The organism is Coprococcus phoceensis (assembly GCF_900104635.1).
Lineage (GTDB): Bacteria > Bacillota > Clostridia > Lachnospirales > Lachnospiraceae > Faecalimonas > Faecalimonas phoceensis.
The window spans coordinates 212,170-238,647 of record NZ_FNWC01000006.1; the positions used below are offsets into that span (position 1 = coordinate 212,170).

A 26,478-nucleotide genomic window follows, 5' to 3' on the forward strand; every position below is an offset into this window, starting at 1 on the left:
TATAGACATAAAAAAGGAGAGAAAAAATGAAGAAGAAAATGTTAATGATTATCAGTGCACTTGTATTTGGGATAACAGGAATGTTTGCAAATGGAATGGAATTGTCAGCACAGGAGACAAGCAATGTAGAAAAGGACTATTCCTATCTATTAACAGGAGACGCTATTATTGGACAGATGGAGCAAAACTCTAAGGGAGCCTACCTATCAAGTGGAACCTCTGTTATTAAAGATGCTGGGACAGGGAAAATAGCAGCGGGGGGAATTACACAAGCTGCACAAAAATGTAATGTGACAGTAAATGTTATTGTAGAAAGACTGACTAGTGGGAGTTGGGCAAGAGTAACATCGTGGACAGCGAAAGAGAGTAATGCATGGTCTGTTGGGACAGATAAAACCCTCAGTGTAGGACGCGGATATTACTATCGTGTGAGATGTCTACATAGTGCACATACAGATGCAAGTAGTTCAATGACAAGTAGTCTTTGGAGATAACCGTCATATAATTTAGCATCTCTCTGGGGGAACTGTCGCAGCCACTGCAAGCGTAATTATGAGGAAACTCATAAACTAACAAAAATTATAGAGAGAGCTTACATCAAGAACAAAACCACATAGCTCATAGAGCTAAAAATCTACGGATTTGCAGTGGCTGCGATAGTTCCCCCGGGTAAAAAAGGAATGGAATCATCCATTCCTTTTCTTTTTGAATTATAAGAAATTCCTTTGGAATCCTGTAATTCAAAAAATGCACTTCGTGCAAAGATGCGCAATCTTTTTTGCCTGATTTATAAAAAATATATAAGATAATTTTGAAATTTATTTTCCGGTAGCTTGTCTTAATGCCTGAGCAAGCTGGTCTGGGCAGGAAGTTGGACGTGGACCGCATTTGATACCTTCAATGCGGGCGATTGCATCGTCTACTTTCATACCTTCTACTAAACGGGCAACACCCTGTGTGTTACCGGAGCATCCGCCAACAAATTCTACGGAGCGAATGGTGTCTCCGTCAAGTTCTAATTTTATCATACGGGAACAGACTCCCTTTGTTCTGTATTCCATGAAATTATCCTCCTCTGAATGTGATATTAGATTAATAGTGTTTCACATATTATAACAAATGGGATATGAAAAAACTAGAAGAAACAAAACTTTTTCTTTTACGTGCAAGTATGACCCCTCAAAGGAGTGTTTCTTCTACGGACTGACAGGAGCAGACAGCAACCAATTTGTGAATATTTTCAAAAAAACTGTGAAAAGTGCTTGATGTATGGGCAAAAATATTATAAAATACAAAACGTATGGAACGCAGAAAAGTTTAGAGTTTCATGCAAATATTTTTGGCAGTGAATGCTGCCTTATTGATTGAGTTAGAAGCTCAAATTTTATAAGTTGGTTACTTTATAACCGGTGTTGAGAACAACACATCAACTTGTGAAACGGTCAATAAGAGTATTAAAAGTAAAATATTTGCTATATAGACTCTAACATAAATATCTGGAATGTGAAGAAGGACAGTCTCGGACTGTATTGTTCGCATGAAAGTGATAAAGAAGTAGACGCAAGCAAGAATGATGTAAATTCCTGCCTGCGTTTTTTGTATGTAAAATTACGCGTGGTAAGGAATTGTAGTAACCTGATAGAAAAGAGGAACGATAAGATGGAAAAAGAATTACAGCAGAGAGCTCCGATATATGAGGCATTGGAACGATTTCGAAGAATGCGTATTGTTCCGTTTGATGTTCCGGGGCATAAGCATGGAAGAGGCAATCCTGAACTGGTGGAACTGCTTGGAGAAAAATGTGTTGGAATTGACGTGAATTCTATGAAACCGCTCGATAATCTGTGCCATCCGGTATCGGTCATCAAAGAGGCGGAGGAACTGGCAGCAGATGCATTTGGAGCAAAACACGCATTTTTAATGGTTGGCGGAACAACTTCTTCCGTTCAGGCAATGGTGTTGTCTTGCTGCAAAAAAGGCGACAAGATCATACTTCCGCGAAACGTACATCGAAGTGTTATCAATGCTCTTGTTCTTTGTGGAGCGCATCCGGTATATGTGAATCCGGATGTAGATAAAGAATTGGGAATTTCGCTTGGAATGAAAGTGTCACAGGTAGAGCAGGCGATTCGGGAAAATCCTGATGCAGTGGCAGTATTTGTAAATAATCCGACATATTATGGAATTTGTTCGGATCTTAAGACGATTGTAAAACTTGCGCATGAGCAGGATATGAAGGTTCTTGTGGATGAGGCGCATGGGACGCATTTTTACTTTGGAGAGAATTTGCCAATCTCGGCGATGGCAGCCGGGGCAGATATGGCATCTGTCAGTATGCACAAATCTGGTGGCAGCCTGACACAGAGTTCATTTCTACTTATTGGTGAAGGAGTAAAAGAAGGGCATGTAAGGCAGATCATCAACCTGACACAGACGACGAGCGGATCATATCTGTTGCTGTCCAGTCTCGATATTTCCAGAAGAAATCTAGCACTTCGCGGAAAAGAGGCTTTTGGAAAGGTCGTTGCACTTGCCGACTATGCAAGGGAAGAGATTAATAAAATTGGCGGATATTATGCGTTTTCCAAAGAGCTTGTGAATGGGAGCAGTATTTTTGATTTTGATACGACAAAGCTCTCGATTCATACGCTGGAACTGGGACTTGCCGGAATCGAAGTATATGACATTTTGAGAGATGAGTATGATATCCAGATTGAGTTCGGAGATATCGGAAACATTCTGGCATATCTGTCCATCGGCGACCGCAAGCAGGAAGTGGAGCGTCTTGTGAGTGCCTTGGCGGAAGTAAAAAGACGCTATCAAAAAGATAAAACGGGAATGTTGACGCAAGAGTACATCGACCCACGTGTTGTCACCACGCCGCAGGAATCATTTTATGCGGAAAAAGAGTCTCTTCCGCTGAGCGATACGGTAGGAAGAGTCTGCAGTGAGTTTGTAATGTGCTACCCGCCGGGGATTCCGATTCTTGCGCCAGGGGAAGAGATTACAAAAGAAATTTTAGATTATATTATTTACGCAAAAGAAAAAGGATGTTCTATGACCGGACCGGAAGATGCCCAGATAGAGTATCTGAACGTGCTGAAATAACAGGGAGGTGTAAGCGATGGAGATGTGGTTCCATGATGAACATACGGACAATGTAAAACTGGCAATTAGAGTGGATTATCAGGTGTTTTCGGCTCAGAGTGAGATACAGAGAATCGATGTGCTTGAGTCGAAAGAGTTTGGCAAAATTCTTGTTGTAGACGGAGATTTGATGCTCACCGAAAAAGACGAGTTTATCTATCATGAGATGATCAGTCATGTGCCTATGGCAGTGCATCCGCAAGTGGAAAAGATACTTGTAATCGGCGGAGGAGACGGCGGTGTTGTAAGAGAACTTGCGAAATATGATACGGTGGAGCAGATTGATGTGGTAGAGGCAGATCCACTTCTTGTGGAGGTGTGCCGAAAATATTTTCCACAGATGGCATGCAGTTTGAATGATCCGCGTGTGCATATTTATCATGAGGATGGATTACGGTTTATCCGTTCAAAATCTGATGCGTATGATTTGATCATCATTGATTCGCCGAATCCGTTTGGCGCAGGGGAAGGGCTTTTCACAAAAGAATTTTATGGAAATTGTTTTAATGCGCTTCATGAAGATGGTATTATGATCAACCAGCATGAGAGCCCGTTTTACAAGGAGGAGGCATTCCAATGTCAGAGAATGCACAAGAGAATCATTGAATCCTTTCCAATCAGCAGGATTTATCAGGCACATATCCCTTCCTATCCGTCAGGACACTGGCTGTTTGGGTTCGCTTCAAAGAGATATCATCCGATTCATGATATGGATGGAATTCAGTGGAAACTGCGTGGGATTCAGACAAAATATTATTTGCCGAGACTGCATGAAGGAGTATTTGCACTCCCGGCATATGTGGAGGAATTAGTACAAGATGTTGAATAAAAATATTGTGACGTTTATAGGATGCGAGTCTGAGTATGAAGATGCAAAGATTGTGCTTTACGGAGCGCCGTTTGACTCGACAACGTCTTTTCGTCCAGGCACAAGATTTGGAAGTGCCGCGATCAGAAATGAGTCTTTTGGTCTGGAGACATACAGTCCGTATCAGGACAAAGAACTGACAGAGTATTGTGTGTTTGACAGCGGAGATCTGGAACTGCCGATGGGAAGTGCAAAGAAGTCTCTTGAGATGATAGAAGAACGATGCCGTGTGATTTTGAAGGATGGTAAAGTTCCGTTTATGATCGGCGGAGAGCATTTGGTGACACTTGGCAGTATGAGAGCGGCGGTTGAGAAATACCCCAATCTTCATATCATACACTTTGACGCGCATGCGGATCTTAGAGATGAATATCTGGATGTGAAAGAGTCACATGCATGTGTGATGAGACGGTGCTGGGAACTTGTAGGTGACGGCAAAATTTATCAGTTTGGTATTCGCTCAGGTGACAGAGAAGAATTTCTGTGGTCGAAAGAAGGACATGTGACGATGCATCCGTTTGACCTGAATGGGTTGGAAGATGCGATAGAGGCATTAAAAGGGAAACCGGTGTATTTCACAGTGGATCTGGATGTGTTAGATCCGTCTGTATTTCCGGGGACAGGAACGCCGGAGGCTGGTGGAGTGAGTTTTAAAGAGCTTTTGGATGCGATTATAAAGGTATGCGAAGGCTGTAATGTCATCGGATGTGATGTGAACGAACTTAGTCCGCACTATGATCAAAGCGGCGTGTCAACTGCGGTGGCAGGAAAGATTGTGAGAGAATTTTTAATTGCATTGGCAAAATAAATCAGGATAAAAGCAGGAGGAAGAAAAAATGGGAAAAATATTAATTATTGGCTGTGGCGGTGTAGCAAGTGTGGCAATTCAAAAATGTTGTCAGGTAAGTGAAGTATTTACAGAGATGTGTATTGCAAGCCGTACCGTTTCAAAATGTGAGGCTTTAAAAGAAAAACTGGAAGGAAAGACAAATACAAAGATTACAACAGCACAGGTAGATGCTGACAATGTAGATGAGCTGATTGCGTTGATTGAAAAAGAAAAACCGGAAGTAGTGCTCAATCTTGCACTTCCATATCAGGATCTGACAATCATGGACGCATGTCTTGCGACAAAAGTACACTATATTGATACAGCGAATTATGAGCCGGAAGATACAGCAAAATTTGAATACAAGTGGCAGTGGGCATATCGTGAAAGATTTGAGGAGGCTGGTATCACAGCGCTTCTTGGAAGTGGATTTGACCCGGGAGTGACAAGTGTATTTTCTGCATATGCATTGAAACACTATTTTGATGAGATCAATTATATTGATATTATGGATTGTAATGCGGGAGACCACGGTTATCCGTTTGCGACAAACTTCAACCCGGAGATCAACATTCGCGAGGTGTCTGCAAAAGGTTCCTACTGGGAAGATGGTCACTGGGTAGAGACAGAGCCGATGGAAATCAAACGTGTTTACAATTTCCCGGAAGTTGGAGAGAAGGATATGTACCTTCTTCATCATGAAGAGATCGAATCTCTTGCATTGAATATACCTGGAATTAAGAGAATCCGTTTCTTTATGACATTTGGACAGAGTTACCTGACACATTTAAAATGTTTGGAAAACGTAGGAATGACTTCTATTGAACCGATCATGTATGAAGGAAAAGAGATTATTCCGCTTCAGTTCTTAAAAGCAGTACTTCCGGATCCGGCGTCATTGGGACCTCGTACAGTTGGTAAGACAAATATCGGATGTATTTTCATCGGGAAAAAAGATGGAAAAGAAAAGAAACTTTATATTTACAATGTATGTGATCATCAGGAATGCTACAAAGAGGTGGGCTCTCAGGCAATCTCTTACACAACAGGAGTTCCGGCTATGATCGGTGCGATGATGATCATGAACGGAACATGGAACAAAGCAGGTGTATATAATATTGAAGAGTTTGATCCGGATCCATTCATGGAAGCGCTGAACAAATATGGACTGCCATGGAAAATCAGTGAAGATCCGGAATTGATTGATTAATTTGAAGAGAGAAAAGGTGAGGAGAACCGATGAGAAGAAATGAACTTCCAACACCGTGTTATGTCATTCAGGAAGAACAGCTCAGACAAAATCTTGAGATACTAAAAGGTGTGATGGACAGAACCGGATGTAAAATCCTGCTTGCCCAGAAAGCATTTTCCATGTATGAGGTGTATCCACTGATTGCGCAATACCTTTCGGGAACAACAGCCAGTGGTTTGTACGAGGCAAGACTTGGGGCGGAAGAGATGGGAATTCCGTTTGGAAAGGAAACGCATATTTTTTCACCTGCCTATAAGGAAGAAGAATTTGATGAGATTTTAACTTACTGCGATCACATTGTATTTAATTCTTTTGAACAGCTGGAACGATTTGGAAAGAGAGCGGCTGAGGCGGGAAAAAGTGTAGGACTTCGCATTAATCCACAGTATTCAACACAGGAGGGACACGAGATCTATGATCCATGTGCCACTGGATCGAGGCTTGGGGTGACGATTGAGAAATTCAGACCGGAGCTTTTGGAATATGTTGATGGTCTGCATTTTCATGCGTTGTGTGAGCAGGATGCGCAGCCTTTACATGACACCCTGAAAGAAGTGGAAAGACAGTTCGGGGAATGGCTGCCGAAGATGAAATGGCTGAATTTTGGCGGCGGACATCATATCACGAGAGAGGGCTATGACATCGCATTATTGGAGCGGTGTATTTGTGATATGAAAGAAAAATATGACTTGGAGATTTTTCTGGAACCGGGAGAGGCGGTAGCCTTAAATGCCGGTGTACTGCTTACGAAAGTAGAAGAAATTGTGGAAAACAGCATACAGATTGCGATTTTGGACACGTCCGCAGCATGTCATATGCCGGATGTGCTTGAGATGCCATACCGTCCGCCGCTTCAGGACGGCTATGAGGGGGAGGAGAAGGCATATACTTACCGCCTTGCAGGACCGACCTGCCTTGCGGGAGATGTAATCGGTGACTATTCATTTGCGGAGCCGCTAAAAAGAGGTGATACACTCACATTTGAAGATATGGCAATCTACACGATGGTCAAAAACAATACATTCAATGGAATGCGTCTGCCGGCAATTGTATTGGAAGATAAGGATGGAGAATGCCGGGTGGTTCGACAGTTCGGATACGAAGATTTTAAGATGAGATTATAGAAATGAGGAAACAGTTATGATAGGTATTATAGGAGCGATGGAGGAGGAAGTAGCCGCGTTAAAAGAGGCTATGACAATTGAAGAAAATGTCACATTTGCGTCTATGGATTTCTGTAAGGGAACATTGTGTGGAAAAGCAGTTGTTGTTGTCAGAAGCGGGATTGGAAAAGTCAATGCTGCAATCTGCACACAGATTTTAGTAGATAAATTTGGAGTGGATACATTGATCAACACAGGAATTGCCGGTTCTTTAGATGCCAATATTGATATCGGAGATATGGTAATTTCTACGGATGCGGTAGAGCATGATATGGATGCAAGCATTTTTGGAGATCCAATCGGACAGGTGCCGCGGATGGATACATTTTCGTTTCCGGCAGATTCGGAATTGGTAGAAAAAGCGAAAGCTGCCAACGAAGAGGCGAATCCGGATATCCACACATTCGTAGGACGTATTGTGAGTGGAGATCAGTTCGTGTCTTCCGCGGAGGTGAAAGAGAAATTAGTATCTAATTTCGGAGCGAAATGTACAGAGATGGAGGGGGCTGCGATTGCGCATGCAGCTTACTTAAATAAAGTTTCGTGCGTCATTATCCGAGCAATTTCGGACAAAGCCGACAACAGTGCGACGATGGACTATCCGGAGTTTGAAAAGCAGGCAATCACACATTCTGTAAGGCTTGTGAAGAGTTTGTTGCCACGATTATAAAAAACATGTGACAAATCATGCGGAAATTCGCGTGATTTGTTGTTGAAATATGTAAAACGATTCAAGAACCCAACTTCTTTATTTGCTGTATAATAAAGCCAACAGTTCAGTCATGACACAAAGTGTACATGCAAGTATAAAGAAGGAGGGCTCTTTTATTATGTTAGAGACATTAGTGGAAAATCAAATTATTTTTTATGCGATGGGAGCAGGAGCGGCGATTGGAGTTTTAAGCAAGCTGATTGCCCATTTTACGTTGAGAAGAATGGTGAAAGCGGCCAGCAGAATGAGTAAAAGCAATCATAAGCTGATGAGACTTGTGCGGGCAAAATTCGAACATGCCAGTATGGTCAGCGACAAGGTGCAAAATGTAGAAGCGTTTGTGAAAAAATATGTCTATGAATATCGGGTTTTTGGAATCAGACTTCATACATTCCGAAACTTAGAAAAAAAGACAATTTGGATTGTAGCGGTATTGGGGACGGCAGGAACTGTGGCGGTATATTATCTATATGGACTGGAAGAGCAGGTATTCCAATATGCAGCATGGACAGGAATCGGTGCAGTGATATTGTGCATGGTACATATATTGAGCGATGAAAATTATTATCAGCAGATGGCAGAAAACTATATGATTGACTATTTGGAAAATGTCTGTGCCCATCGTTATGCAAAACTGTATAAGGAAAAGAACGTAAGTCAGACAAGCGTACTGGAAATGGAAGAAACATTCCAGCCGGAGGCTGAGGAAGAAGTGGTCGTGGCAGCGGTGGAAGAAGTTCAGGAAGAGCCGGTTTCCGAGCAGGAACAGGTATATGCCATGGAGCGCGAAGAACCAGCAAAAGAAGAAAAAGATGCAGTGGAAGAAAAAAGACTGCAGGAAGTGCAGGTGCGCCGGATTTTAGAAGAATTTTTGGCATAGTTCTTATCTGATAGAAACGCATAACTTATAGATAAAGTCAATATATCTTATATAAAAAAACAATTAGCAAAGAATATGGAAAATAAGTATAATAGTAACCGTTGGCTAAAGGAAAGGTCAAAAGAAATGAAATTTTTTGGAGGTTACTATGAAAAGAAAAGTATTGGCAGCATTGCTGGCTGGTGTGATGGTATTCTCTTTGACAGCATGTGGGGACAAGAAGGACGAGAAAAAAGATGACACAGCAAAGAACGGGAAAACAGAGTTAGAGGATTCTCTTGTCATTTATTCGACACACTCTGAGGAAATGTTGGAGACAATCTGTGACGCATTTACGGAAGAGACAGGTGTGGAAGTAGAGTTTATCAATTTGAAAGGAGAACTTGCAGACCGTGTCCGCAGTGAGAAAGAGAATCCGCAGGCAGATATCATGTTCGGGGGAGACACAGCGACATATATGCTTCTTCAGGAAGAAGGATGCTATGAGCCGACAACACCGTCATGGGCGGACGAGCTTGCAGATGATTATAAAGATGCAAAAGGATATTGGTATGGAACATATAAAACTCCGGTTGTTATGTTCTACAACAAAGAGTTGATGAGCGCTGAGGAAGCGCCGAAGGACTGGAGCGACCTTGTGAAAGAAGAATATCAGGGAAAAATCATTTCCCGTGATTCCTTATCTTCTTCTATGAGATCTACAATTGCAGCGTTAGTTTCATTCTATTCTGAAAAAGACGGTGAGGATGCGGCGTGGGATTATGTGACAAAACTGAATGCAAATACAAAGAACTATTATAACAGTGGAAGTATGATGTTCCAGGCGATCGGAAAAGGTGAGGCTGCGATTTCTATGGCAGTTTTGGACAACGTGATCGACAATAGAGACAACAACAAGATGCCTTTGGAGATCATCGATGCAACAAGCGGGGCAATCACAATCACAGACTGTATCGCGGCAATCAAAGATGCGCCACACCCAAATGCGGCGGCAGAATTTATCGAGTTTGTGGGAAGCAAAGAGGGAGAAGAGCTGGTGGCCAATTCATTCAACCGTATGCCGGCTTTAGATGCGGCTTTAGAAAATGCCCCGGAATGGATGCAGACAGGATATGAGCCGATGAAATTAGACTGGTCAGTGATCAGTGCAAATCAGACAGACTGGTTAGAAAAATGGGAGACAGACATTCTTGATGCAAGCAAAGCGATTGCAGCCGAGTAAATAAAGTACAAAGTTTTGAAATAGTGGGGGTATTCTCCACTATTTCTGTATGTAGAAAAAGGAGTTACGATGAGCGATATTTTTTTGAAGAACATTTCACATTCTTATGATAAAAAAGAGAATTCGGTTTTGAAGAATGTGAATCTGACGATAAAAAAAGGGGAATTTTTCACGTTGCTTGGACCTTCCGGATGTGGAAAGACAACGCTTTTGCGCATTTTGGCCGGATTTATACAGCCGACGGAAGGACAGGTGTGTATCGGGGAGCAAGACATTACGGTGCTGCAGCCGGAGAAGAGAAACATGGGAATTGTATTTCAAAACTATGCCCTGTTTCCGAATATGACGGTGCGGGACAACATTGCGTATGGAGTGAAGATTCGGAAATACCCGAAACAGAAAATCAAAGAGAAATGTGACTATTATATGGAACTGTCCGGTTTGAAGGAATTTGAGCATCGGAGAATTCAGGAATTGTCCGGAGGACAGCAGCAGCGTGTGGCGATTGCGAGAGCGCTTGTGATTGAGCCGAGTATGTTGCTTTTGGACGAGCCAATGTCCAATCTGGATGTGGCTCTGCGTGTGAGAATGCGGGAAGAAATTCGAGCAATTCAGAAAAAGATTGGTATCACGACATTGTTCATCACACATGATCAGCAGGAAGCGTTGGCGATTTCCGATAAAATCGCTGTGATGCGGGACGGAGAGGTGCTGCAGGTAGGAGAGCCGGAAGAGATTTATAACAGGCCGAATCAGGAGTTTGTCGCAAATTTTGTCGGGGTGTCCAATAAAATTGTTCGGGGAGATTATGAGTTTTTCGGAATTGTGGGAGAGGTGGACAGACCTTATATTTTTGTCCGCCCGGAGGAATTTTCAATCAGTGGAGATGGAAAGTGCGGAATTTCAGGCTGCATTACAGAAGTGAAATTCGGAGGAATGTATTACGATTATACAATTCAGGCGGAAAATCAGGACTATCGCGTGGTGCAGATGAATGAGGGAGCAGGCATGAAAGTATGGCAGGTGGGCGACAATGTTTGTCTGCAGTTGAAAAATAAGGACGGAGTAGTGAAGCGGTATGAAGAATAAAAAGGTGGGGATTTTTCGTTGGATTTGGTATGCGGTACTCGGTTTTTTGATTGTCGGCTATATTTTGATGCCGTTTTTTCAGACAGTTCTTCAGGCGGTGCAGACGGAAGACGGTTATAGTCTGCAGGTGTTCGGACAATTTTTCTCAAATCCAAATCAGAGAAAGGTGATTGGGAACACGGTTGTGCTCGGTGTACTGTCCGTGTTTACTTGCGGCGTAATCGGCATTATGCTGGCAATGTATATGACATTTCTGGTGGGAAAATGGAAAAAGGTTATTCACATTCTGCTCTTAAGTCCGATGATGATTCCGGGAGTCATCACTGTGATTTCGTTTATTCAGCTCTACGGTGAGAGTGGAATTTTAACGAAAGCAGTTCAATATGCATTGCATTTGGAGAAGATACCGTATGAATTTCAGGGGCTTGGCGCGATTGTGTTTGTCATCACTTATACACAGTATGTGTATTTTTACCTGAATGTGTATGTGGCGCTGAAATATGTGGACAATTCCGGAATTGAGGCGGCGCGGAGTATGGGAGCTTCGTGGTGGAAGATTTTTCGGGATGTGATCTGGCCGGTCATCACACCGGCGGTGCTGTCGTCTGCGATTGTCACATTTGCATCGGGAATCAGTGCATTTTCTGCTCCGAATTTAATTGGTGGAGGATATAAGGTGTTAAGCACACAGATTGTGCGTTCGAAGGCGAACAATCATATGGAAATGGCTTCTGTTCAGGTCATCGTTTTATTTTTAATCAGTCTGGCAGTGATGATGACCATTCAGTATTTCGGGAAACGATATAGAGGACAAAGCACAGAGCGAAGTACACCGATTCAGGCGGGAAAAGGACGGCGCAGTGTGCTTTCGATTGTGAGCAGACTGATTGTATTTTTGCAGATTGTGTTTATTATCCTTCCGATTGTCACAATTGTATATCTGTCTTTTACAGAGACAAGTTCTATCATGCAGGAAATTTTCCCACATGCATTCACATTGGAAAACTATCGGGTAATTTTTGAAAAACCGCGAGTACTAAAACCGCTACTGAATAGTTTGAAAATGTCGGCGATTGCGGTGGCAGTGGGACTTCTGATTACTGTTCCCAGTTCCTATATGCTTGTGAAATATAAAAATAAATTTCATACATTTTTGAAAGTATTGCTGCTGCTTCCGTGGACAATGCCGGCGAGTGTTGTGGCAATCAACTTAATTAATGCGTTTGGGCAGGAGACAATTTTTGCGTTTGGACAGTCGTTGATTGGCGGATTTGCGATTCTTCCGATTGCGTATACAATCACAGCGATTCCGCTGCTTTTAAATTCCAATGAGACGGCGATTTTGGGAATGAACCCGAACATTGAGGAGGCGTCAAAAAGTCTTGGTGCAAATATGTTTTATACATTTACCCGTGTTGTCATACCGAATATCGCTCCGGGTATCCTGGCAGGCGGAGTGCTGGTGTTGATTCGGACAATCGGCGAGTACACGATGTCTGCCCTGCTGTACGGTGTGTTCAACCGCCCAATCTCTATTTCTATGGTCACAAATATGCAGGAGTATAAAGTTGGAATTTCACTGGCGTATGGGGTGATTGTGATCGCGATATGCTATGTGGCATTGGCAGTAATATTCAAATTGGATAAAAAGAGATTTTTATAGAGAGTGAAAAGAACATATTGCTTGTGCAGTCTATGCGGATGTGCTATATTAAAGATACAAAAAGAACAATCGCCACATAAAAGTGGTTGACCAATTGAAAATAATTTAGAATTACCACCCAACTCGTCAAAGTATCAGGGTGGTTTTTCTATGTACTAATGACTGATCAGATAAATGAAGGTCAGTACTGATAAAATGAACATACCAAATTGCATTAAGTCTTTAAAGTCAAATTGTGAACAGATATTTATAATTTCTTGACTTTCCCCTCTCCCGTTTGGTAAAATAATAACATCTATGAGACCAATTAGAAGGGAAGGATAAACGTGGGAAATAAAGTCACATTTGACTATTCAAAAGCAAGTACATTTGTTGCAAAACATGAAGTAGATTATATGAGCAAGTTGGCAATGGATGCAAAGGAATTGCTCTTAAGCAGAAAAGGAGCAGGGAATGATTTCCTTGGATGGATTGATTTGCCGGTTGATTATGATAAAGAAGAATTTGTACGCATTCAGAAAGCGGCAGAGAAGATTAAAAATGATTCCGAGGTATTGCTCGTAATCGGTATCGGTGGTTCTTATCTGGGAGCCAGAGCTGCAATTGAATTTTTAAGACATAGTTTTTACAATGTTGTTTCAAAAGAGATTAGAAAGACACCTGAGATTTATTATGTTGGCAACAGCATCAGCAGCACATATCTCAAACATCTGATCGATGTAATCGGAGACAGAGATTTCTCTGTAAATATGATTTCCAAATCAGGAACAACAACAGAGCCTGCAATTGCATTCCGTATTTTCAAAGAAATGTTGGAGAAAAAATATGGAAAAGAGGAAGCTGCAAAGAGAATTTATGCGACAACAGATAAAGCGAGAGGATCATTGAAGAACCTTGCTAATGAGGAAGGATACGAGACATTCGTTGTTCCGGATGATGTCGGAGGACGTTTCTCTGTATTGACAGCGGTAGGTCTTCTTCCAATCGCAGTAAGCGGTGCAGATATCGAGAAATTGATGGAAGGTGCACAGGCTGGAAGAAAAGAAGCATTAGAAAATGATTTTGCTGAAAACGGTGCATTACAGTATGCGGCAATCCGTAATATTTTACACCGTAAAGGAAAAGCAGTTGAGGTACTTGCGAACTACGAGCCAAGTCTTCACTATGTGTCTGAATGGTGGAAACAGCTTTACGGAGAAAGTGAAGGAAAAGACCAGAAAGGTATTTTCCCTGCATCTGTAGATTTGACAACAGATCTTCACTCTATGGGACAGTTCATTCAGGATGGAAGCCGTATTATGTTTGAGACGGTATTGAATGTGGAGAAAGCAACAGAGGAGCTTTTCATCGGAGAAGAGCCGGTGGATTTGGATGGTCTGAACTATCTTGCAGGAAAGACAGTTGATTTCGTCAATAAGAGTGCGATGAACGGAACTGTTTTAGCACATACAGATGGAAATGTACCGAACTTAATGGTGACAATTCCAGAGCAGAACGAATTCTATCTTGGACAGTTATTTTACTTCTTTGAATTCGCCTGTGGCGTGAGTGGTTATATTTTAGGGGTGAACCCATTTGACCAACCGGGTGTGGAAAGCTACAAAAAGAATATGTTTGCTTTACTTGGAAAACCTGGTTTTGAAAAAGAAAGAGAAGAATTGTTAAAGAGATTATAAGAAAAAAAGCCAGAGTTGCAACGGAGCAGCTTTGGCTTTAAATGTAAAAAAGGAAGTGATAAGTTGTTATCGAATCAAATATTGCACAAGCCCATCAATGATATACATGAGATTATGGGGGTGGATTGTTCCGTGTGGAGTATGGAGGGAAAATGCCTTGCCATTGCGGGAATGAACGAGGATAGAATTAAGGCTGGAGTAGACAAATTTCTGAAAGAAGGAAAAGATGAGCAGGTATGTGAAGATGAGGCATTTTTCCTGATTCGAGATAACTATGATGCAGTGTATGTCCTTGCGCTTCATGAGGTTGTAGAGCAGGTTGCGATTATCGGAAGACTTTGTATCAGTCAGTTCCAAAACCTGATACACGCATATAAAGAACGTTTGGATAAGAATCATTTTTTCCAGAATTTATTGCTTGATAATCTTCTGCTTGTGGATATTTTTAATCAGGCAAAAAAGCTTGGGATTGAAGTGGAGCGAAGAAGAGTTGTATTCTTGATTGAACCGAAAAATGAGACGGACAATATCGTTCTTGAGACGATGAAAGGTCTCTATGCAACCGGCTCTAAAGATTTTGTAACTTCAGTCGATGAAGGGCATATTATCCTGATTAAGGCGTTGGAGACGACCGAAGGATATAAAGAACTGAATATGATTGCAAAATCCATTGTCGATACATTGACGATGGAAGCGATGGTCAACATGAGGGTGGCATATGGCACGATCGTAAATCAGCTACGAGATGTATCAAAGTCATACAAAGAAGCGGGCATGGCGCTGGATGTGGGGCGGATTTTCTATGAGCAGAAAAATGTTCTTGCATACAATGAACTGGGTATCGGTCGTCTGATTCATCAGCTCCCGGTATCTTTGTGTGACATGTTTTTGCAGGAAGTGTTTGACGGAAAAGCGGTGGATCAGTTCGATGAGGAGACACTGAGTACGGTCAATCAGTTCTTCCAGAATAATCTAAATATCTCGGAAACGGCGCGGCAGCTTTATGTACATAGAAATACATTGGTATACCGCCTGGAGAAGATTCAGAAACTGACAGGGTTAGATGTCCGGGTATTTGACGATGCGCTCACATTTAAAATCGCTATGATGGTATCGAATCATCTGAAATTCTTGCAATCAAAAGAGTAGAATACTATAATGAACAAATAATAAGACGTAGGAGGGAACAGTAGAATGATAAAATTATATGAACATGGTGCATATTTACTGAATGGTACAGAAATTATCGAAGATGTGAATGATGCACAGGCAGCTGTTGCAGCAAAGACAGGACAGCAGGTCACAAAAGAAGAAGCTGCAAAAAACACAATTGCGTACAGCATTTTAGAAGCACACAATACTTCTTCCGATATGGAGAGATTAAAGATTAAATTTGACAAATTGACTTCGCACGATATCACATTTGTCGGAATCATTCAGACCGCAAGAGCGTCTGGACTTGAAAAGTTCCCAATCCCATATGTTCTGACGAACTGCCATAACAGTCTGTGTGCCGTAGGTGGAACAATCAATGAAGATGACCACATGTTTGGACTTACCTGTGCAAAGAAATACGGCGGTATGTATGTTCCGCCACATCAGGCAGTCATCCACCAGTTCGCAAGAGAGATGCTTGCAGGCGGCGGAAAGATGATTCTTGGTTCTGACAGCCATACTCGCTATGGAGCGCTTGGAACAATGGCGATGGGTGAAGGCGGACCGGAGCTTGTAAAACAGTTATTGAATAAGACATACGATATTAAGATGCCGGGCGTTGTTGCGATTTACTTAGACGGAGAGCCATCTGTCGGAGTGGGACCTCAGGACGTGGCGCTTGCAATCATTGGAGCAACATTTGCAAATGGATATGTAAATAATAAAGTAATGGAATTTGTCGGACCTGGTGTGGACAAGTTAAGCGCAGACTTCCGTATCGGAATTGATGTTATGACAACAGAGACGACCTGCCTTTCTTCTATTTGGAAGACTGACGAGACAATCAGAGAATTCTATGAGACTCACGGAAGAAGTGAAGAGTATAAAGAACTGAATCCGGGTGGGGCAGCGTACTATGACGGACTTGTTTATGTGGATTTGAGCAAGATCAAACCGATGATCGCGATGCCATTCCACCCAAGTAATACATATACGATTGACGAGGTAAATGCGAACTTAAAAGATATTTTACACGATGTAGAGCAGAAAGCGCTCGTAAGTCTTGACGGTGCGGTTGAGTATTCGCTGCAGGATAAGATTCGCGACGGGAAACTCTATGTAGAACAGGGAATTATCGCAGGATGCGCCGGCGGTGGATTTGAAAATATCTGTGCGGCAGCAGAGATCATTAAAGGGAAAAATATCGGTTCTGATGCATTTACATTCAGTGTATACCCGGCAAGTACACCGGTATATATGGAGCTTGTGAGAAACGGAGCGGTTGCAGATCTGATGGCAGCCGGAACAATCGTGAAAACAGCGTTCTGCGGACCTTGTTTTGGCGCTGGAGATACACCTGCTAACAATGCATTCAGTATCCGCCACTCTACAAGAAACTTCCCGAACCGTGAAGGTTCTAAATTGCAGAGCGGACAGATTTCTTCTGTGGCACTTATGGATGCGCGTTCTATCGCTGCGACAGCGGCAAATAAAGGTTTCTTAACTTCTGCGGCTGATGTGATGGACAGAGAATACAAAGCTCCGAAATATCATTTTGATAAGAGCATTTATGCAAACCGTGTGTTTGACAGCAAAGGTGTTGCAGATCCAAGTGTTGAGATTCAGTTTGGACCAAACATCAAAGACTGGCCGGCAATGTCAGCATTACCGGAAAATCTGGTCTTGAAAGTGGTATCTGAGATTCACGATCCGGTTACGACAACAGATGAGTTGATCCCATCAGGAGAGACTTCTTCTTACCGTTCTAACCCACTTGGACTTGCAGAGTTTGCATTGTCGCGTAAAGATCCTGCATATGTGGGACGTGCAAGAGAAGTGCAGAAAGCACAGAAAGCAATCGAGGCAAATCAGTGTCCATTAGAAGTGCTGGAAGAATTAAAACCGGTTATGGAGACAATCCGTGCATCTTATCCTGAAGTGGGCGAAGGCAACATCGGTGTCGGAAGTACAATCTTCGCGGTGAAACCGGGAGATGGTTCTGCGCGTGAACAGGCAGCGTCCTGCCAGAAAGTACTTGGAGGATGGGCAAATATCGCAAATGAATATGCGACAAAACGTTATCGCTCGAACTTGATCAACTGGGGTATGCTCCCGTTTATCACAGAAGAAAAAGATACAGAGTTAAGTTTCAAAAACGGGGACTATATCTTCGTGCCGGATGTGAGAAAAGCAGTGGAAGATAAGACGGATGCTGTGAAAGCATATGTAGTCGGAGAAGAATTAAAAGAGATTACGTTGAAGTTAGGCGATCTGACAGATAACGAGAGAGAGATCATTTTAAAAGGATGTCTGATCAACTATTATAGAGGATAAGCGTGAAAGAAAAATTATATACGATACCTGTAAATGATGCGTTCAAAGAGGACTGTGAATGTCCTCTTTGTAACATATATAAAAAACTGGAGCAGGAAGCGTTAGAATATACACTTCGTCCTTCCACATATATGACAGATGACTGCAGACTGGAAAGTGACAAGGTAGGATTTTGTGCGAAACATGTTGCAATGTTGAAAGAAATGCCAGACCGCCTCGGACTTGCTCTGATGTTAAAGACACATATGGAAAAATCTATGAAAGAGATAGAAGCAAAACAAAATGAATCTGTAAAGGCAGCTTCTCTTTTTAAGAGAAAGTCAGAGCCTTCCGAACTTTTGAGTTATGTGAAAGGGTTGGAACATTCCTGCTTTGTATGTGATAAGATTGAAAGCACATTTCAAAATTATTTAGGAACAATTTTCTACCTTTACAAGAGAGAAGAAGAGTTTCGCAAATTGTTTCAATCATCAAAAGGATTTTGTACGAAGCATTATGGAATGTTGTATGAGATGGCGCCGGAACGACTGCGAGGAGAGATGCTAGAGTCTTTTATAGCGGAATTGAACCGAATGTATCTGGAAAATATGAAACGTGTACATGAAGACTTAGGTTGGTTTATCGATAAATTTGATTATCGATTTAAAGATGAGCCTTGGAAGAATGCGAAAGATGCATTGCTAAGAACGATGACAAAATTGAATAGTATTTTGTAACGGGAGAGAGCAGCACGCTCTCTCTTTGTGTATGAAAAAATAATCTTCATGCAACACTTTGCAATTTTTGGTACTCTATATTTATACCGGTAGGAAGGAGTATCGATATGGAACAACATGAAAAAGAAATCATGGACAGCATCAGACGGCAGACAGAAAATATTGAGATTCCAGAACGGTTGAGACCGAGTGCGGTGGAAGAACAGATAATGAAACGTCAAAAAAGAGAACGAAGAAAAAGATACCGCTATGCATTGGCGGCGGCAGCCTGCCTTGGAATACTTGGGATAGCATATATCCAAACGAATGAAGGGAATACCCCAAGAAATAAGATCATCAGTCCGATTGTAGAAAAGGTACATAAAAGCGACAAGCTTCAAATGGCAAACTCTTATGAGGAGATTTATCAGTTGGTCAAAGGACCAGGACAGCGTTATGGACATGAGATTGCACTAGAGGAGGAAGCAAAAGGGACTCCGGAGGCTTCTGTGGAGAACAGCAAAAACACGGAAAGCAGTTATTCAAAGACCAATACGAGAACAGAGAATGTAGATGAAGGGGATATTGTCAAAACAGATGGACGTTATCTATATGTCGTGAAAGAAGAAGGCAATGGGATTGGAATTGTGGATACGGAAGGGAATAAACTGGAACAGATCACAGAGATCACACTCGAAGGGGAGTTTTGTATATCAGAAATCTATGTGGAAAATTCTTATTTGATCATACTTGGAACAGAAAGCGAAGAGATTTATCCGGCAGGGGATGCGATTTATAGAACAGAGTATGAATATGCAGTTGAGAGTGTATGTGATACAAAGAGTATAGTGTACGATATCTCTGATAAAAGACAACCTAAGGAAATTGGGAAATGTTTGCAGAGTGGAGGTTATAGTACCTCACGTCTAAACAACGGCTATCTGTATGTATTCAGCCAATATTCAGTCAACAATCCGGAAGAAGAGAGAAAAGAACAGTATATTCCTTGCGTGAATGAGGAACTGCTTTCTCTCGATAAAATCTGTATGCCAGATACAGAAAGCGCGAGAAACTATACTGTGATCACGGCGATAGATATTCAAAATCCAAGTGAAACGACAGATTCCATAGGTATTTTGTCGGATCAAGGTTTGTGCTATGCGAGCGCGGAAAATATTTATCTATATGAAACGATTTGGGAGGAAGACGGTGGAAGAACTACCGAGATACGAAAATTCTCCTATGGAGAAGGGAAATTGACCGGGGTGGCGAAGACACGGGTAAACGGTTATCTGAATGACAGTTTCAGTATCGATGAATATAATGGATATCTCAGATTGGTCACAACAGTGGATCGAACGAATGCGGTCTATGTGTTAGATGAGAAGCTGGAAGAGACTGGGAAAATAGAAAATCTGGCGAAAGATGAACGAATCTATTCAGCGCGTTTTATGGGAGATATCGGGTATTTTGTGACATATCGAGAGACGGATCCACTTTTTTCTGTTGATTTATCAGACCCGGCAAATCCAAAGATTATAGGAGAACTAAAGATTCCGGGATTTTCAGAATATCTGCATCCATATGGAGACGGCTTGCTGCTTGGAATCGGCATGGAAGACGATGGAAATGACGAGAAGGACAGGCGGGTAAAACTTTCGATGTTTGATATTTCGGATCCTTCTAATGTCAAAGAGATTGACAAGATTGTTTTAAAAGATAGTTATTACAGTACTGCATTCGAAGATTATAAATCCGTGCTGGCAGATGCGGAGAAAAATCTAATTGGATTCTTCACATATGGGGAAAGGGAGACATATCATATATACGGATATGACCGGGTACATGGGTTCACCTGTAAAATGCAGGAAACGACAGGAAAATATGCATGGCATGTTCGAGGAGTTTATCTTCAAGACACATTTTATCTGATTGACGGAAACCAAATAGAGTCTTATCGGCTTGCGGACTTTGAAAAAGTAGACGATCTTATATTGTAGAATGCATAAAAAGACATTTTTTTGTTAAATTCATAACAAGAAAGTGTCTTTTTTGTTGAGTAACAAGAAAATATTGTACGAAACGCGCAAAAAATATCGATAAATTTAATTTTATGGGTGAAAAGTGATAAAAACTGTGATTGCAACACTTGACATGGTTATTAAAAAGGTTTAATATTTAAGTGTTTAATACGTTCGACATGGAGAAAATTACTAAAAATAGTGCGTATTTAAAATCTTGAAAAAGAGGTGGCTTGGAAAGTAGATAGGTCATTCAGGCATAGAAAAAGAAGTATGGGTTATCTATGCAGTGTGAATACAGATATTTTCTAAGTTAGTAAAAGGAGAAGGAGAACGTTATGAAATCAAAGAAAATGAAACAAGCGCTTGCTCTTCTTTGTGCAGGTGCAATGACAGTAACAGGAATGAATCTTCCTGTGAATGTAATGTCAACAGATGCGGCAGCAGACTGGACATGGAATGCATTGGTTAGTGAATCGGGGTATCGAAAGGTTCCATTCAAAGAGTTATCAGCAATAGCTGATACAGAGGCGGCTTCGGAAGGCGCAAGCACAGGTGGAGCATCTCGGGGAACAGGTAGAGCAGTGAATGTAGTGGATGGTGTGACTAGTTCTTATTACCACTCTGCTTATGAAGGAAATAAACAGCCAATAGTTTCTGACGGTACATTTACGGGAAATAATACAATTACGATAACACTTAATAACCCGGAAAGTGTGCAAGGGGTTACATATCTTCCGAGACAGGATAGTTATGGAAACGGTGCGATTAGAGAATTCTCTGTTCAAGTACAAAAAGAAGGAAGCACGGATTGGGAGAATGTGCCGGAGATATTTCAGAATGAATATCCGGACGCTAGTCAATCGACTTGGACAAGCGAACATAAAGCAGAAAAAGAACTTGTATTTGAGAATGAAATCGAAAATGTAAAGAAAATTAAGCTGACTGTGACACATTCAGCGGGGCTTCAGTGGAATCGACATATTTCCGGAGCAGAGATTAGTGTCTTGAAACCTCATAGAGAAGCATTGCAAGATAAGGTCGAAGAAATGGATTCCATCATGGCATTGAATGTACGTGAAGGTGATGAAACATCCGGAAAAGTATATGACAGCAGCCAATATGATGTGTTAAAACAACAAGCTGAAGAATTGTTGAACAGTGAGAGCGCAACAGACGAAGATTTGAAAAATGTTTTAACTCAATTGGAAAATTTAGAGTATAAATTTTCTGATTCAGTTGGAACAGGAAGATATCTCTCTGATATGACACAAGAATCAGGAACTAGTGGCTGGCATGGAATTGTGAAAGATCAATGTCCGGATCAAGATATTAAAATCAAATTGAAAAATAAAGCCGGAACAGTCGATACATATACAAAAGGTATTGGAGCTCATGAGCCATCAACAATTGTTTATAATGTAGAGGGCTATAAAAAGTTTGTGGCTGAAATTGGTGCATGTTCTCATCATGTAGATGGTACTGACGGTAAAAAAGCAGTTGGTGCAGATGAAAAGGCACATTTCGTTGTATCAGGAAGCGCTGATAATACTACTTATACAGAGTTATATTCTAATGAAACACTAACGCCAAGAACAGGGGCAGAACACATTGATATTAATATTCCTGACGATGTGAAATATTTAAAATTAGAATGTAGAAATAAAGAAGGGAATGCAACGCTACATACTTGTTGGGCAAATGCGAAAGTGTATGATTCAGTAGCAGTTGCAGATATCACATTAGATAAAGAAAGTTTGTCACTTAAGACAGGAGAAAAAGCAACATTAACACCAACGTTTAATCCGACGAACGCGACAAATAAGGAAGTTGTATGGGAATCGGAAGATGATAGTGTTGCTACAGTAAATGAAAATGGTGAGATCGAAGCAGTAGGCGTTGGAGAAACTGAGATTACAGTAAAATCTAAAGCAGATGATACTATCACAGATAGCTGTATTGTAACTGTAACAGCAGATAAAGCAGCATTAGGGCAAGCAATTGCTGCTGCGGATGAAAAAATGGAAGAAGAGGATTTTGAAGTAAAATATACAGCAGAGTCACTTGCAGATTTCACAGAAGCTTATGAGTATGCAGTAGATGTTAATGTAAAAGCAGATGCGACAATAGAAGAAGTTAATATTGCAACAGAATCATTAAAGGCAGCAATTGAAGGATTGCAAGCTAAGTTTGTTGTTACAATCAATAACAACGGAACAACAGAAACAAAATACTGCGAGGCTGGAGATCAAGTGACAGTAGTTGCAAAACCAGCGCCGGAAGGTCAGAAGTTCTCACATTGGACAGTAAATGGAACACCAATTTCTTATAAAGAATCATATACATTTATAGTTTATGGTGACACGACAGTAGAAGCAAAATATGTAGCGAAAGATGAAGTGGTAGAACAAGAAGCTACGATTATGTGTACGTCTTATTATGATGTAGCAACTAGTAAAGCTGTTTTTACTGCAAAACGTTCTTTGCCAGCTGGCAGCAAAGTGATTGAACATGGAATTATCATGACAGATAGCACGGGATGGAGTAAATTAGGTAATGAAGGATTTGTGATTGGTGCAGAAAGAACTGTGAAAGGTACGGCTAAGACAACTGGATTAATCGGAAACTATACATGTAGTATGAAGAGTACAAGAGATACTACATGGTATGGAAAAGGATATGTAAGATACACAGATAAAGATGGAGTGGAGCATACTTTATATAGCGAAGTGACATCGTGCAAAGTAATTCAATAAAAGGAGAATGATTAGGATGAGAAAAGAATTTTTAGAGCCAGAGTTGGAAGTTATTAAATTTGGAATGGAAGATATCATAACTACATCAGGTAATGGTGATGTAGAGGATACTGATAGCGATGACATGAAAGATCCTTGGGCATAGCGAGTTTCCAATGTAAAAGAACATAATAGTTTATAAAAAGGGCGTTTCTAACGCCCTTTTTCAATCATTTATAATTAAACTATGGGGGAAGATATGCGAGACACAACTTTAGAACAGGAATTAAGAGAAGGGAAGACCTGTGTTTCCACTACGGTGGGAGACAGTATGGAGCCAATGTTACGGAATCGAAAAGACACGGTTATTATTAAGCCGGTTTCGGGGAAGTTGAAGAGATATGATCTTCCGCTTTATAGGAGACCGGATGGGAAATACGTGTTGCATCGTATTTTGCATGTGAAAAAAGATGGATATGTAATTTGCGGAGACAATCGTTGGTGGAAAGAATATCCGGTGCCACAGGAATGGATATTAGGTGTTGTCACAGAATTTTACCGCGGTGAGAAACATATTTCAGTGAGAGACCCAAAGTACCGATTATATGTGCATCTATGGTGTGATTTCTTTTGGGTGCGAGTGATTGTACTTCGGATGAAGAACTTGTTTTCAAGGATTAAAAGGAAATTAAAAACTCATTGCAAGTCAAAGAATTCAATGTTATGATGAAAAAAAGCATTCTATTTTCTATTTATCTAGCCGGTTTTGGCCGGCATCTAATACATTTCATATAGCGGATTAAAAAAAATCTGTCCTTTCAGAAAATTCATGCTTTCAAATTACAAATTTACAAGCAGGAGTTTTCGAAGAAGGAAATCTCCTGAACAATTTCATAAGAGGAGGTTTTATATGAGTAAGACAAAAGAAAAGACGCAGAAAGAGGAGTATCTGCAATGGCATCCTGCGTTTTATGCGACGGCTCAGATTGAACTGCAGGAGGAAGCAAAATATCTGATCTTTGAGGATGAGCATCAGCTTTCGACAAAACCAATGTCGATTGATGTGCTTGTAATTAAAAACGAGCAGAAACATAAGGTTCAGAAAAATATCGGACGTATTTTTCAAAAGTACAATCTGGTGGAATATAAAAGTCCGACAGATTATATCAGTATAGATACCTTTTATAAGATATACGGATATGCGTGTTTTTATAAGTCGGACACCGGTACAACTGACGAGATACCAATCAGTGAAGTGACAATCACGTTATTTGGGTTAGGATATCCAAGAAAATTGATCAAGCATTTGAGAGAAGTCAGAGGATATCAGGTGGAGAAGCAGGAAGACGGAATTTATTATGTGCGCGGTGATTTTATTCCGATTCAAATTGTGGTCGGAAGTCAATTATCACCAAAAGAAAATCTTTGGCTGCGTGGTTTGACAAGCAAATTAGAAAGTCAAGAGATGCTGGAAGATTTGGTGAAGGATTACAGAAAACACAGCGAGAATACATGGTATCAGTCGGCGATGAATATTATCGTGCGAGCAAATGAAGAGAAATTTATGGAGGATGATAGTATGGTATGTGATGCATTGATGGAAATTATGGGGGACAAGTTGGAGCAGAGAATTGAGGAAAAAGTGCAGACAGAAGTGGAGAAGAGGGTACAGGCAAGAGTAGAAGAAAAAGTACAGGCGGAAGTGGAGAAGAGAGTACAGGCAAGAGTAGAAGAAAAAGTGCAGGCGGAAGTGGAGAAGAGAGTACAGGAAGAAGTAGAGAAGAGAGTACAGGAAGAAGTAGAGAAGAGAGTACAGGAAATAGAAGGAATCAACGCTCTATATGCTACGTTAATACAACTTGGAAGACAAGAGGAGATTATGAAAGCAACAATTGATGAAAATTACCGGAAAAAATTATTGGAAGAATTTAATATCGGATAAAAAATATCATAGGAAATCAAGGGATATAAGAGGAATATGGAAAAGAAAAGTTTACAGATAAGAGTGGCAGATTTGAGTATTAAGATCAATTACAAATATTCATATATTGAGCGGCAGTGTGAAGCGTGGGCAGATAAAAGCAGGCGGGCGGCAGATCTGGAAGTAGAGGTTTCAGACGAGGAAATAGAAACGGAATATAAAGAATTTTTGTCGGATGGAGTTACAAGAGGAATGTGTGAAAGTGTGTGCATTTATCGTTCGATTGCCAAAAAACTGATTGCATTTTCGGCGTTTGTTATGCATGGGGCTGTGATAGAACTGGATGGGAAAGCTTATGTGTTTACAGCAAAAAGCGGTGTGGGGAAGACAACACATACGAAACTTTGGCTGGAATATTTTGAAGGAAGAGCAAGTTACATCAACGGGGATAAACCGATCATCAGATATAAAAACGGGAACTGGTATGCATACGGAACGCCGTGGATGGGAAAAGAGAAATTTGGAGCGCCCAAATGTGCGCCAATTCAATCTATCTGCTTTATAGAGCGTGGTGAGAAAAATGAAATCAGGAATATTGATGATAAAGAAGTTGTGGATCGTTTGTTCCATCAATTGTTTTTGCCTCAAAACCCGGAAACATTGATGCGTTTCATGGAACTTGTAGATCGTATGGTTCGGGAACTCCCATTTTTTGTATTGAAATGTAATATTTCTTTTGAAGCAGTAGAGGTAGCATATGAAGCTTTGAAAAATGCATAATAAGGGGTTGCGCTTGCTATTTTGCAGAAATAGCATCATAATAGAAAAAAGAGATTGGAGGACAAAAAGATGAGAGTAAAAGAAGGATTTTTAAAACGTCAAGTTGGAGATCGTGCAGTTGTTGTGCCGGTTGGAGAGGCTGCGAAAGCATTTCATGGAATGATTAATTTGAATGAGACGGGCGGAGAGTTATGGGATCTCTTGAAAGAGGAGACTGATGAGGGGAAAATGCTGCAGTCCATGATGGAAATGTATGAAATTGAATACGAACAGGCAAAGAAAAGTTTGGATGCCTTTTTGGCTAAATTAAGAGAAGTGGGAGTTTTGGAAGAATAA

The 26,478-nt window shown here is 41.0% G+C and carries 23 protein-coding genes; 22 read left to right on the forward strand and 1 reads right to left on the reverse strand.

Features of this window, described 5'->3' with window-relative positions; genetic code table 11:
- The first annotated feature begins 26 nt into the window (after nucleotides 1-26).
- Entirely contained in the window at nucleotides 27-494 is a 468-nt protein-coding gene (locus BQ5364_RS01925; RefSeq protein WP_071143534.1) for a DUF6147 family protein, read from the forward strand.
- A 324-nt stretch (nucleotides 495-818) separates the two neighbouring features.
- Here the strand turns inward: BQ5364_RS01925 and BQ5364_RS01930 are convergent, their stop codons facing one another.
- Nucleotides 819-1,061 (reverse strand): TIGR03905 family TSCPD domain-containing protein, encoded by a 243-nt coding sequence (locus tag BQ5364_RS01930; protein ID WP_022250666.1) that lies wholly within the window; start codon nucleotides 1,059-1,061, stop codon nucleotides 819-821.
- A gap of 598 nt (nucleotides 1,062-1,659) precedes the next feature.
- On the opposite strand from BQ5364_RS01930, the gene BQ5364_RS01935 reads away from it, so the two are divergent.
- From BQ5364_RS01935 to BQ5364_RS02030, 21 genes are all read left to right on the forward strand, one after another.
- Entirely contained in the window at nucleotides 1,660-3,108 is a 1,449-nt protein-coding gene (locus BQ5364_RS01935) for an aminotransferase class I/II-fold pyridoxal phosphate-dependent enzyme (RefSeq protein WP_071143535.1), read from the forward strand.
- Nucleotides 3,109-3,124: 16 nt separating this feature from the next.
- On the forward strand, nucleotides 3,125-3,976 hold the full coding sequence (gene speE / locus BQ5364_RS01940) for a polyamine aminopropyltransferase (protein WP_004613075.1): 852 nt from the start codon (nucleotides 3,125-3,127) through the stop codon (nucleotides 3,974-3,976).
- On the forward strand, nucleotides 3,966-4,823 hold the full coding sequence (gene speB, locus BQ5364_RS01945) for an agmatinase (RefSeq protein ID WP_004613074.1): 858 nt from the start codon (nucleotides 3,966-3,968) through the stop codon (nucleotides 4,821-4,823). Before speE ends, speB begins: the two co-directional genes overlap by 11 nt.
- Nucleotides 4,824-4,851: 28 nt before the next feature.
- Nucleotides 4,852-6,054, forward strand: a complete 1,203-nt coding sequence (locus BQ5364_RS01950; RefSeq protein ID WP_004613073.1) for a saccharopine dehydrogenase family protein — start codon at nucleotides 4,852-4,854, stop codon at nucleotides 6,052-6,054.
- A gap of 29 nt (nucleotides 6,055-6,083) precedes the next feature.
- Nucleotides 6,084-7,220, forward strand: a complete 1,137-nt coding sequence (gene nspC / locus BQ5364_RS01955; RefSeq protein ID WP_071143536.1) for a carboxynorspermidine decarboxylase — start codon at nucleotides 6,084-6,086, stop codon at nucleotides 7,218-7,220.
- 16 nt (nucleotides 7,221-7,236) lie between these two features.
- A complete protein-coding gene (locus BQ5364_RS01960) occupies nucleotides 7,237-7,929 on the forward strand; it encodes a 5'-methylthioadenosine/adenosylhomocysteine nucleosidase (protein ID WP_004613069.1) in 693 nt (230 codons plus the stop codon).
- A 160-nt stretch (nucleotides 7,930-8,089) separates the two neighbouring features.
- Complete coding sequence (locus BQ5364_RS01965; RefSeq protein ID WP_022250671.1) at nucleotides 8,090-8,851, forward strand: hypothetical protein; 762 nt, start codon at nucleotides 8,090-8,092, stop codon at nucleotides 8,849-8,851.
- Nucleotides 8,852-8,999: 148 nt separating this feature from the next.
- Nucleotides 9,000-10,073, forward strand: coding sequence for an extracellular solute-binding protein (locus BQ5364_RS01970; RefSeq protein ID WP_004613067.1), 1,074 nt, complete (start codon nucleotides 9,000-9,002; stop codon nucleotides 10,071-10,073).
- 69 nt (nucleotides 10,074-10,142) lie between these two features.
- Complete coding sequence (locus BQ5364_RS01975; RefSeq protein ID WP_022250672.1) at nucleotides 10,143-11,162, forward strand: ABC transporter ATP-binding protein; 1,020 nt, start codon at nucleotides 10,143-10,145, stop codon at nucleotides 11,160-11,162.
- The gene (locus BQ5364_RS01980) at nucleotides 11,152-12,825 is read left to right on the forward strand and encodes an ABC transporter permease (protein WP_022250673.1); all 1,674 of its coding nucleotides are present in this window, start codon (nucleotides 11,152-11,154) and stop codon (nucleotides 12,823-12,825) included. The genes BQ5364_RS01975 and BQ5364_RS01980 overlap by 11 nt, the downstream gene beginning before the upstream one ends.
- A gap of 326 nt (nucleotides 12,826-13,151) precedes the next feature.
- Entirely contained in the window at nucleotides 13,152-14,501 is a 1,350-nt protein-coding gene (locus BQ5364_RS01985; protein ID WP_004613064.1) for a glucose-6-phosphate isomerase, read from the forward strand.
- Nucleotides 14,502-14,564: 63 nt separating this feature from the next.
- Entirely contained in the window at nucleotides 14,565-15,650 is a 1,086-nt protein-coding gene (locus BQ5364_RS01990) for a PucR family transcriptional regulator (RefSeq protein ID WP_022250675.1), read from the forward strand.
- Between the two features lie 45 nt (nucleotides 15,651-15,695).
- A complete protein-coding gene (locus BQ5364_RS01995) occupies nucleotides 15,696-17,990 on the forward strand; it encodes a hydratase (protein WP_071143537.1) in 2,295 nt (764 codons plus the stop codon).
- A gap of 2 nt (nucleotides 17,991-17,992) precedes the next feature.
- Entirely contained in the window at nucleotides 17,993-18,706 is a 714-nt protein-coding gene (locus BQ5364_RS02000) for a DUF6062 family protein (RefSeq protein ID WP_071143538.1), read from the forward strand.
- A 107-nt stretch (nucleotides 18,707-18,813) separates the two neighbouring features.
- The gene (locus BQ5364_RS02005) at nucleotides 18,814-20,685 is read left to right on the forward strand and encodes a beta-propeller domain-containing protein (RefSeq protein WP_071143539.1); all 1,872 of its coding nucleotides are present in this window, start codon (nucleotides 18,814-18,816) and stop codon (nucleotides 20,683-20,685) included.
- A 359-nt stretch (nucleotides 20,686-21,044) separates the two neighbouring features.
- On the forward strand, nucleotides 21,045-23,462 hold the full coding sequence (locus tag BQ5364_RS02010; RefSeq protein WP_071143540.1) for an NPCBM/NEW2 domain-containing protein: 2,418 nt from the start codon (nucleotides 21,045-21,047) through the stop codon (nucleotides 23,460-23,462).
- 16 nt (nucleotides 23,463-23,478) lie between these two features.
- The gene (locus tag BQ5364_RS18415) at nucleotides 23,479-23,607 is read left to right on the forward strand and encodes a hypothetical protein (protein WP_268874287.1); all 129 of its coding nucleotides are present in this window, start codon (nucleotides 23,479-23,481) and stop codon (nucleotides 23,605-23,607) included.
- Nucleotides 23,608-23,700: 93 nt separating this feature from the next.
- A complete protein-coding gene (locus tag BQ5364_RS02015) occupies nucleotides 23,701-24,168 on the forward strand; it encodes a S24/S26 family peptidase (protein ID WP_071143541.1) in 468 nt (155 codons plus the stop codon).
- Nucleotides 24,169-24,351: 183 nt separating this feature from the next.
- Nucleotides 24,352-25,383, forward strand: coding sequence for a hypothetical protein (locus tag BQ5364_RS02020; protein WP_071143542.1), 1,032 nt, complete (start codon nucleotides 24,352-24,354; stop codon nucleotides 25,381-25,383).
- Nucleotides 25,384-25,419: 36 nt separating this feature from the next.
- Complete coding sequence (locus BQ5364_RS02025) at nucleotides 25,420-26,142, forward strand: hypothetical protein (RefSeq protein ID WP_071143543.1); 723 nt, start codon at nucleotides 25,420-25,422, stop codon at nucleotides 26,140-26,142.
- Nucleotides 26,143-26,211: 69 nt separating this feature from the next.
- The gene (locus BQ5364_RS02030) at nucleotides 26,212-26,478 is read left to right on the forward strand and encodes a PqqD family protein (RefSeq protein WP_071143544.1); all 267 of its coding nucleotides are present in this window, start codon (nucleotides 26,212-26,214) and stop codon (nucleotides 26,476-26,478) included.

Coding starts and splice junctions, on each gene's coding strand:
- BQ5364_RS01925 (WP_071143534.1), top strand. CDS start 27: ATGAAGAAGAAAATGTTAATGATTATCAGTGCACTTGTATTTGGGATA.
- BQ5364_RS01930 (WP_022250666.1), bottom strand. CDS start 1,061: ATGGAATACAGAACAAAGGGAGTCTGTTCCCGTATGATAAAATTAGAA.
- BQ5364_RS01935 (WP_071143535.1), top strand. CDS start 1,660: ATGGAAAAAGAATTACAGCAGAGAGCTCCGATATATGAGGCATTGGAA.
- speE (WP_004613075.1), top strand. CDS start 3,125: ATGGAGATGTGGTTCCATGATGAACATACGGACAATGTAAAACTGGCA.
- speB (WP_004613074.1), top strand. CDS start 3,966: ATGTTGAATAAAAATATTGTGACGTTTATAGGATGCGAGTCTGAGTAT.
- BQ5364_RS01950 (WP_004613073.1), top strand. CDS start 4,852: ATGGGAAAAATATTAATTATTGGCTGTGGCGGTGTAGCAAGTGTGGCA.
- nspC (WP_071143536.1), top strand. CDS start 6,084: ATGAGAAGAAATGAACTTCCAACACCGTGTTATGTCATTCAGGAAGAA.
- BQ5364_RS01960 (WP_004613069.1), top strand. CDS start 7,237: ATGATAGGTATTATAGGAGCGATGGAGGAGGAAGTAGCCGCGTTAAAA.
- BQ5364_RS01965 (WP_022250671.1), top strand. CDS start 8,090: ATGTTAGAGACATTAGTGGAAAATCAAATTATTTTTTATGCGATGGGA.
- BQ5364_RS01970 (WP_004613067.1), top strand. CDS start 9,000: ATGAAAAGAAAAGTATTGGCAGCATTGCTGGCTGGTGTGATGGTATTC.
- BQ5364_RS01975 (WP_022250672.1), top strand. CDS start 10,143: ATGAGCGATATTTTTTTGAAGAACATTTCACATTCTTATGATAAAAAA.
- BQ5364_RS01980 (WP_022250673.1), top strand. CDS start 11,152: ATGAAGAATAAAAAGGTGGGGATTTTTCGTTGGATTTGGTATGCGGTA.
- BQ5364_RS01995 (WP_071143537.1), top strand. CDS start 15,696: ATGATAAAATTATATGAACATGGTGCATATTTACTGAATGGTACAGAA.
- BQ5364_RS02005 (WP_071143539.1), top strand. CDS start 18,814: ATGGAACAACATGAAAAAGAAATCATGGACAGCATCAGACGGCAGACA.
- BQ5364_RS02010 (WP_071143540.1), top strand. CDS start 21,045: ATGAAATCAAAGAAAATGAAACAAGCGCTTGCTCTTCTTTGTGCAGGT.
- BQ5364_RS18415 (WP_268874287.1), top strand. CDS start 23,479: ATGAGAAAAGAATTTTTAGAGCCAGAGTTGGAAGTTATTAAATTTGGA.
- BQ5364_RS02015 (WP_071143541.1), top strand. CDS start 23,701: ATGCGAGACACAACTTTAGAACAGGAATTAAGAGAAGGGAAGACCTGT.
- BQ5364_RS02020 (WP_071143542.1), top strand. CDS start 24,352: ATGAGTAAGACAAAAGAAAAGACGCAGAAAGAGGAGTATCTGCAATGG.
- BQ5364_RS02025 (WP_071143543.1), top strand. CDS start 25,420: ATGGAAAAGAAAAGTTTACAGATAAGAGTGGCAGATTTGAGTATTAAG.
- BQ5364_RS02030 (WP_071143544.1), top strand. CDS start 26,212: ATGAGAGTAAAAGAAGGATTTTTAAAACGTCAAGTTGGAGATCGTGCA.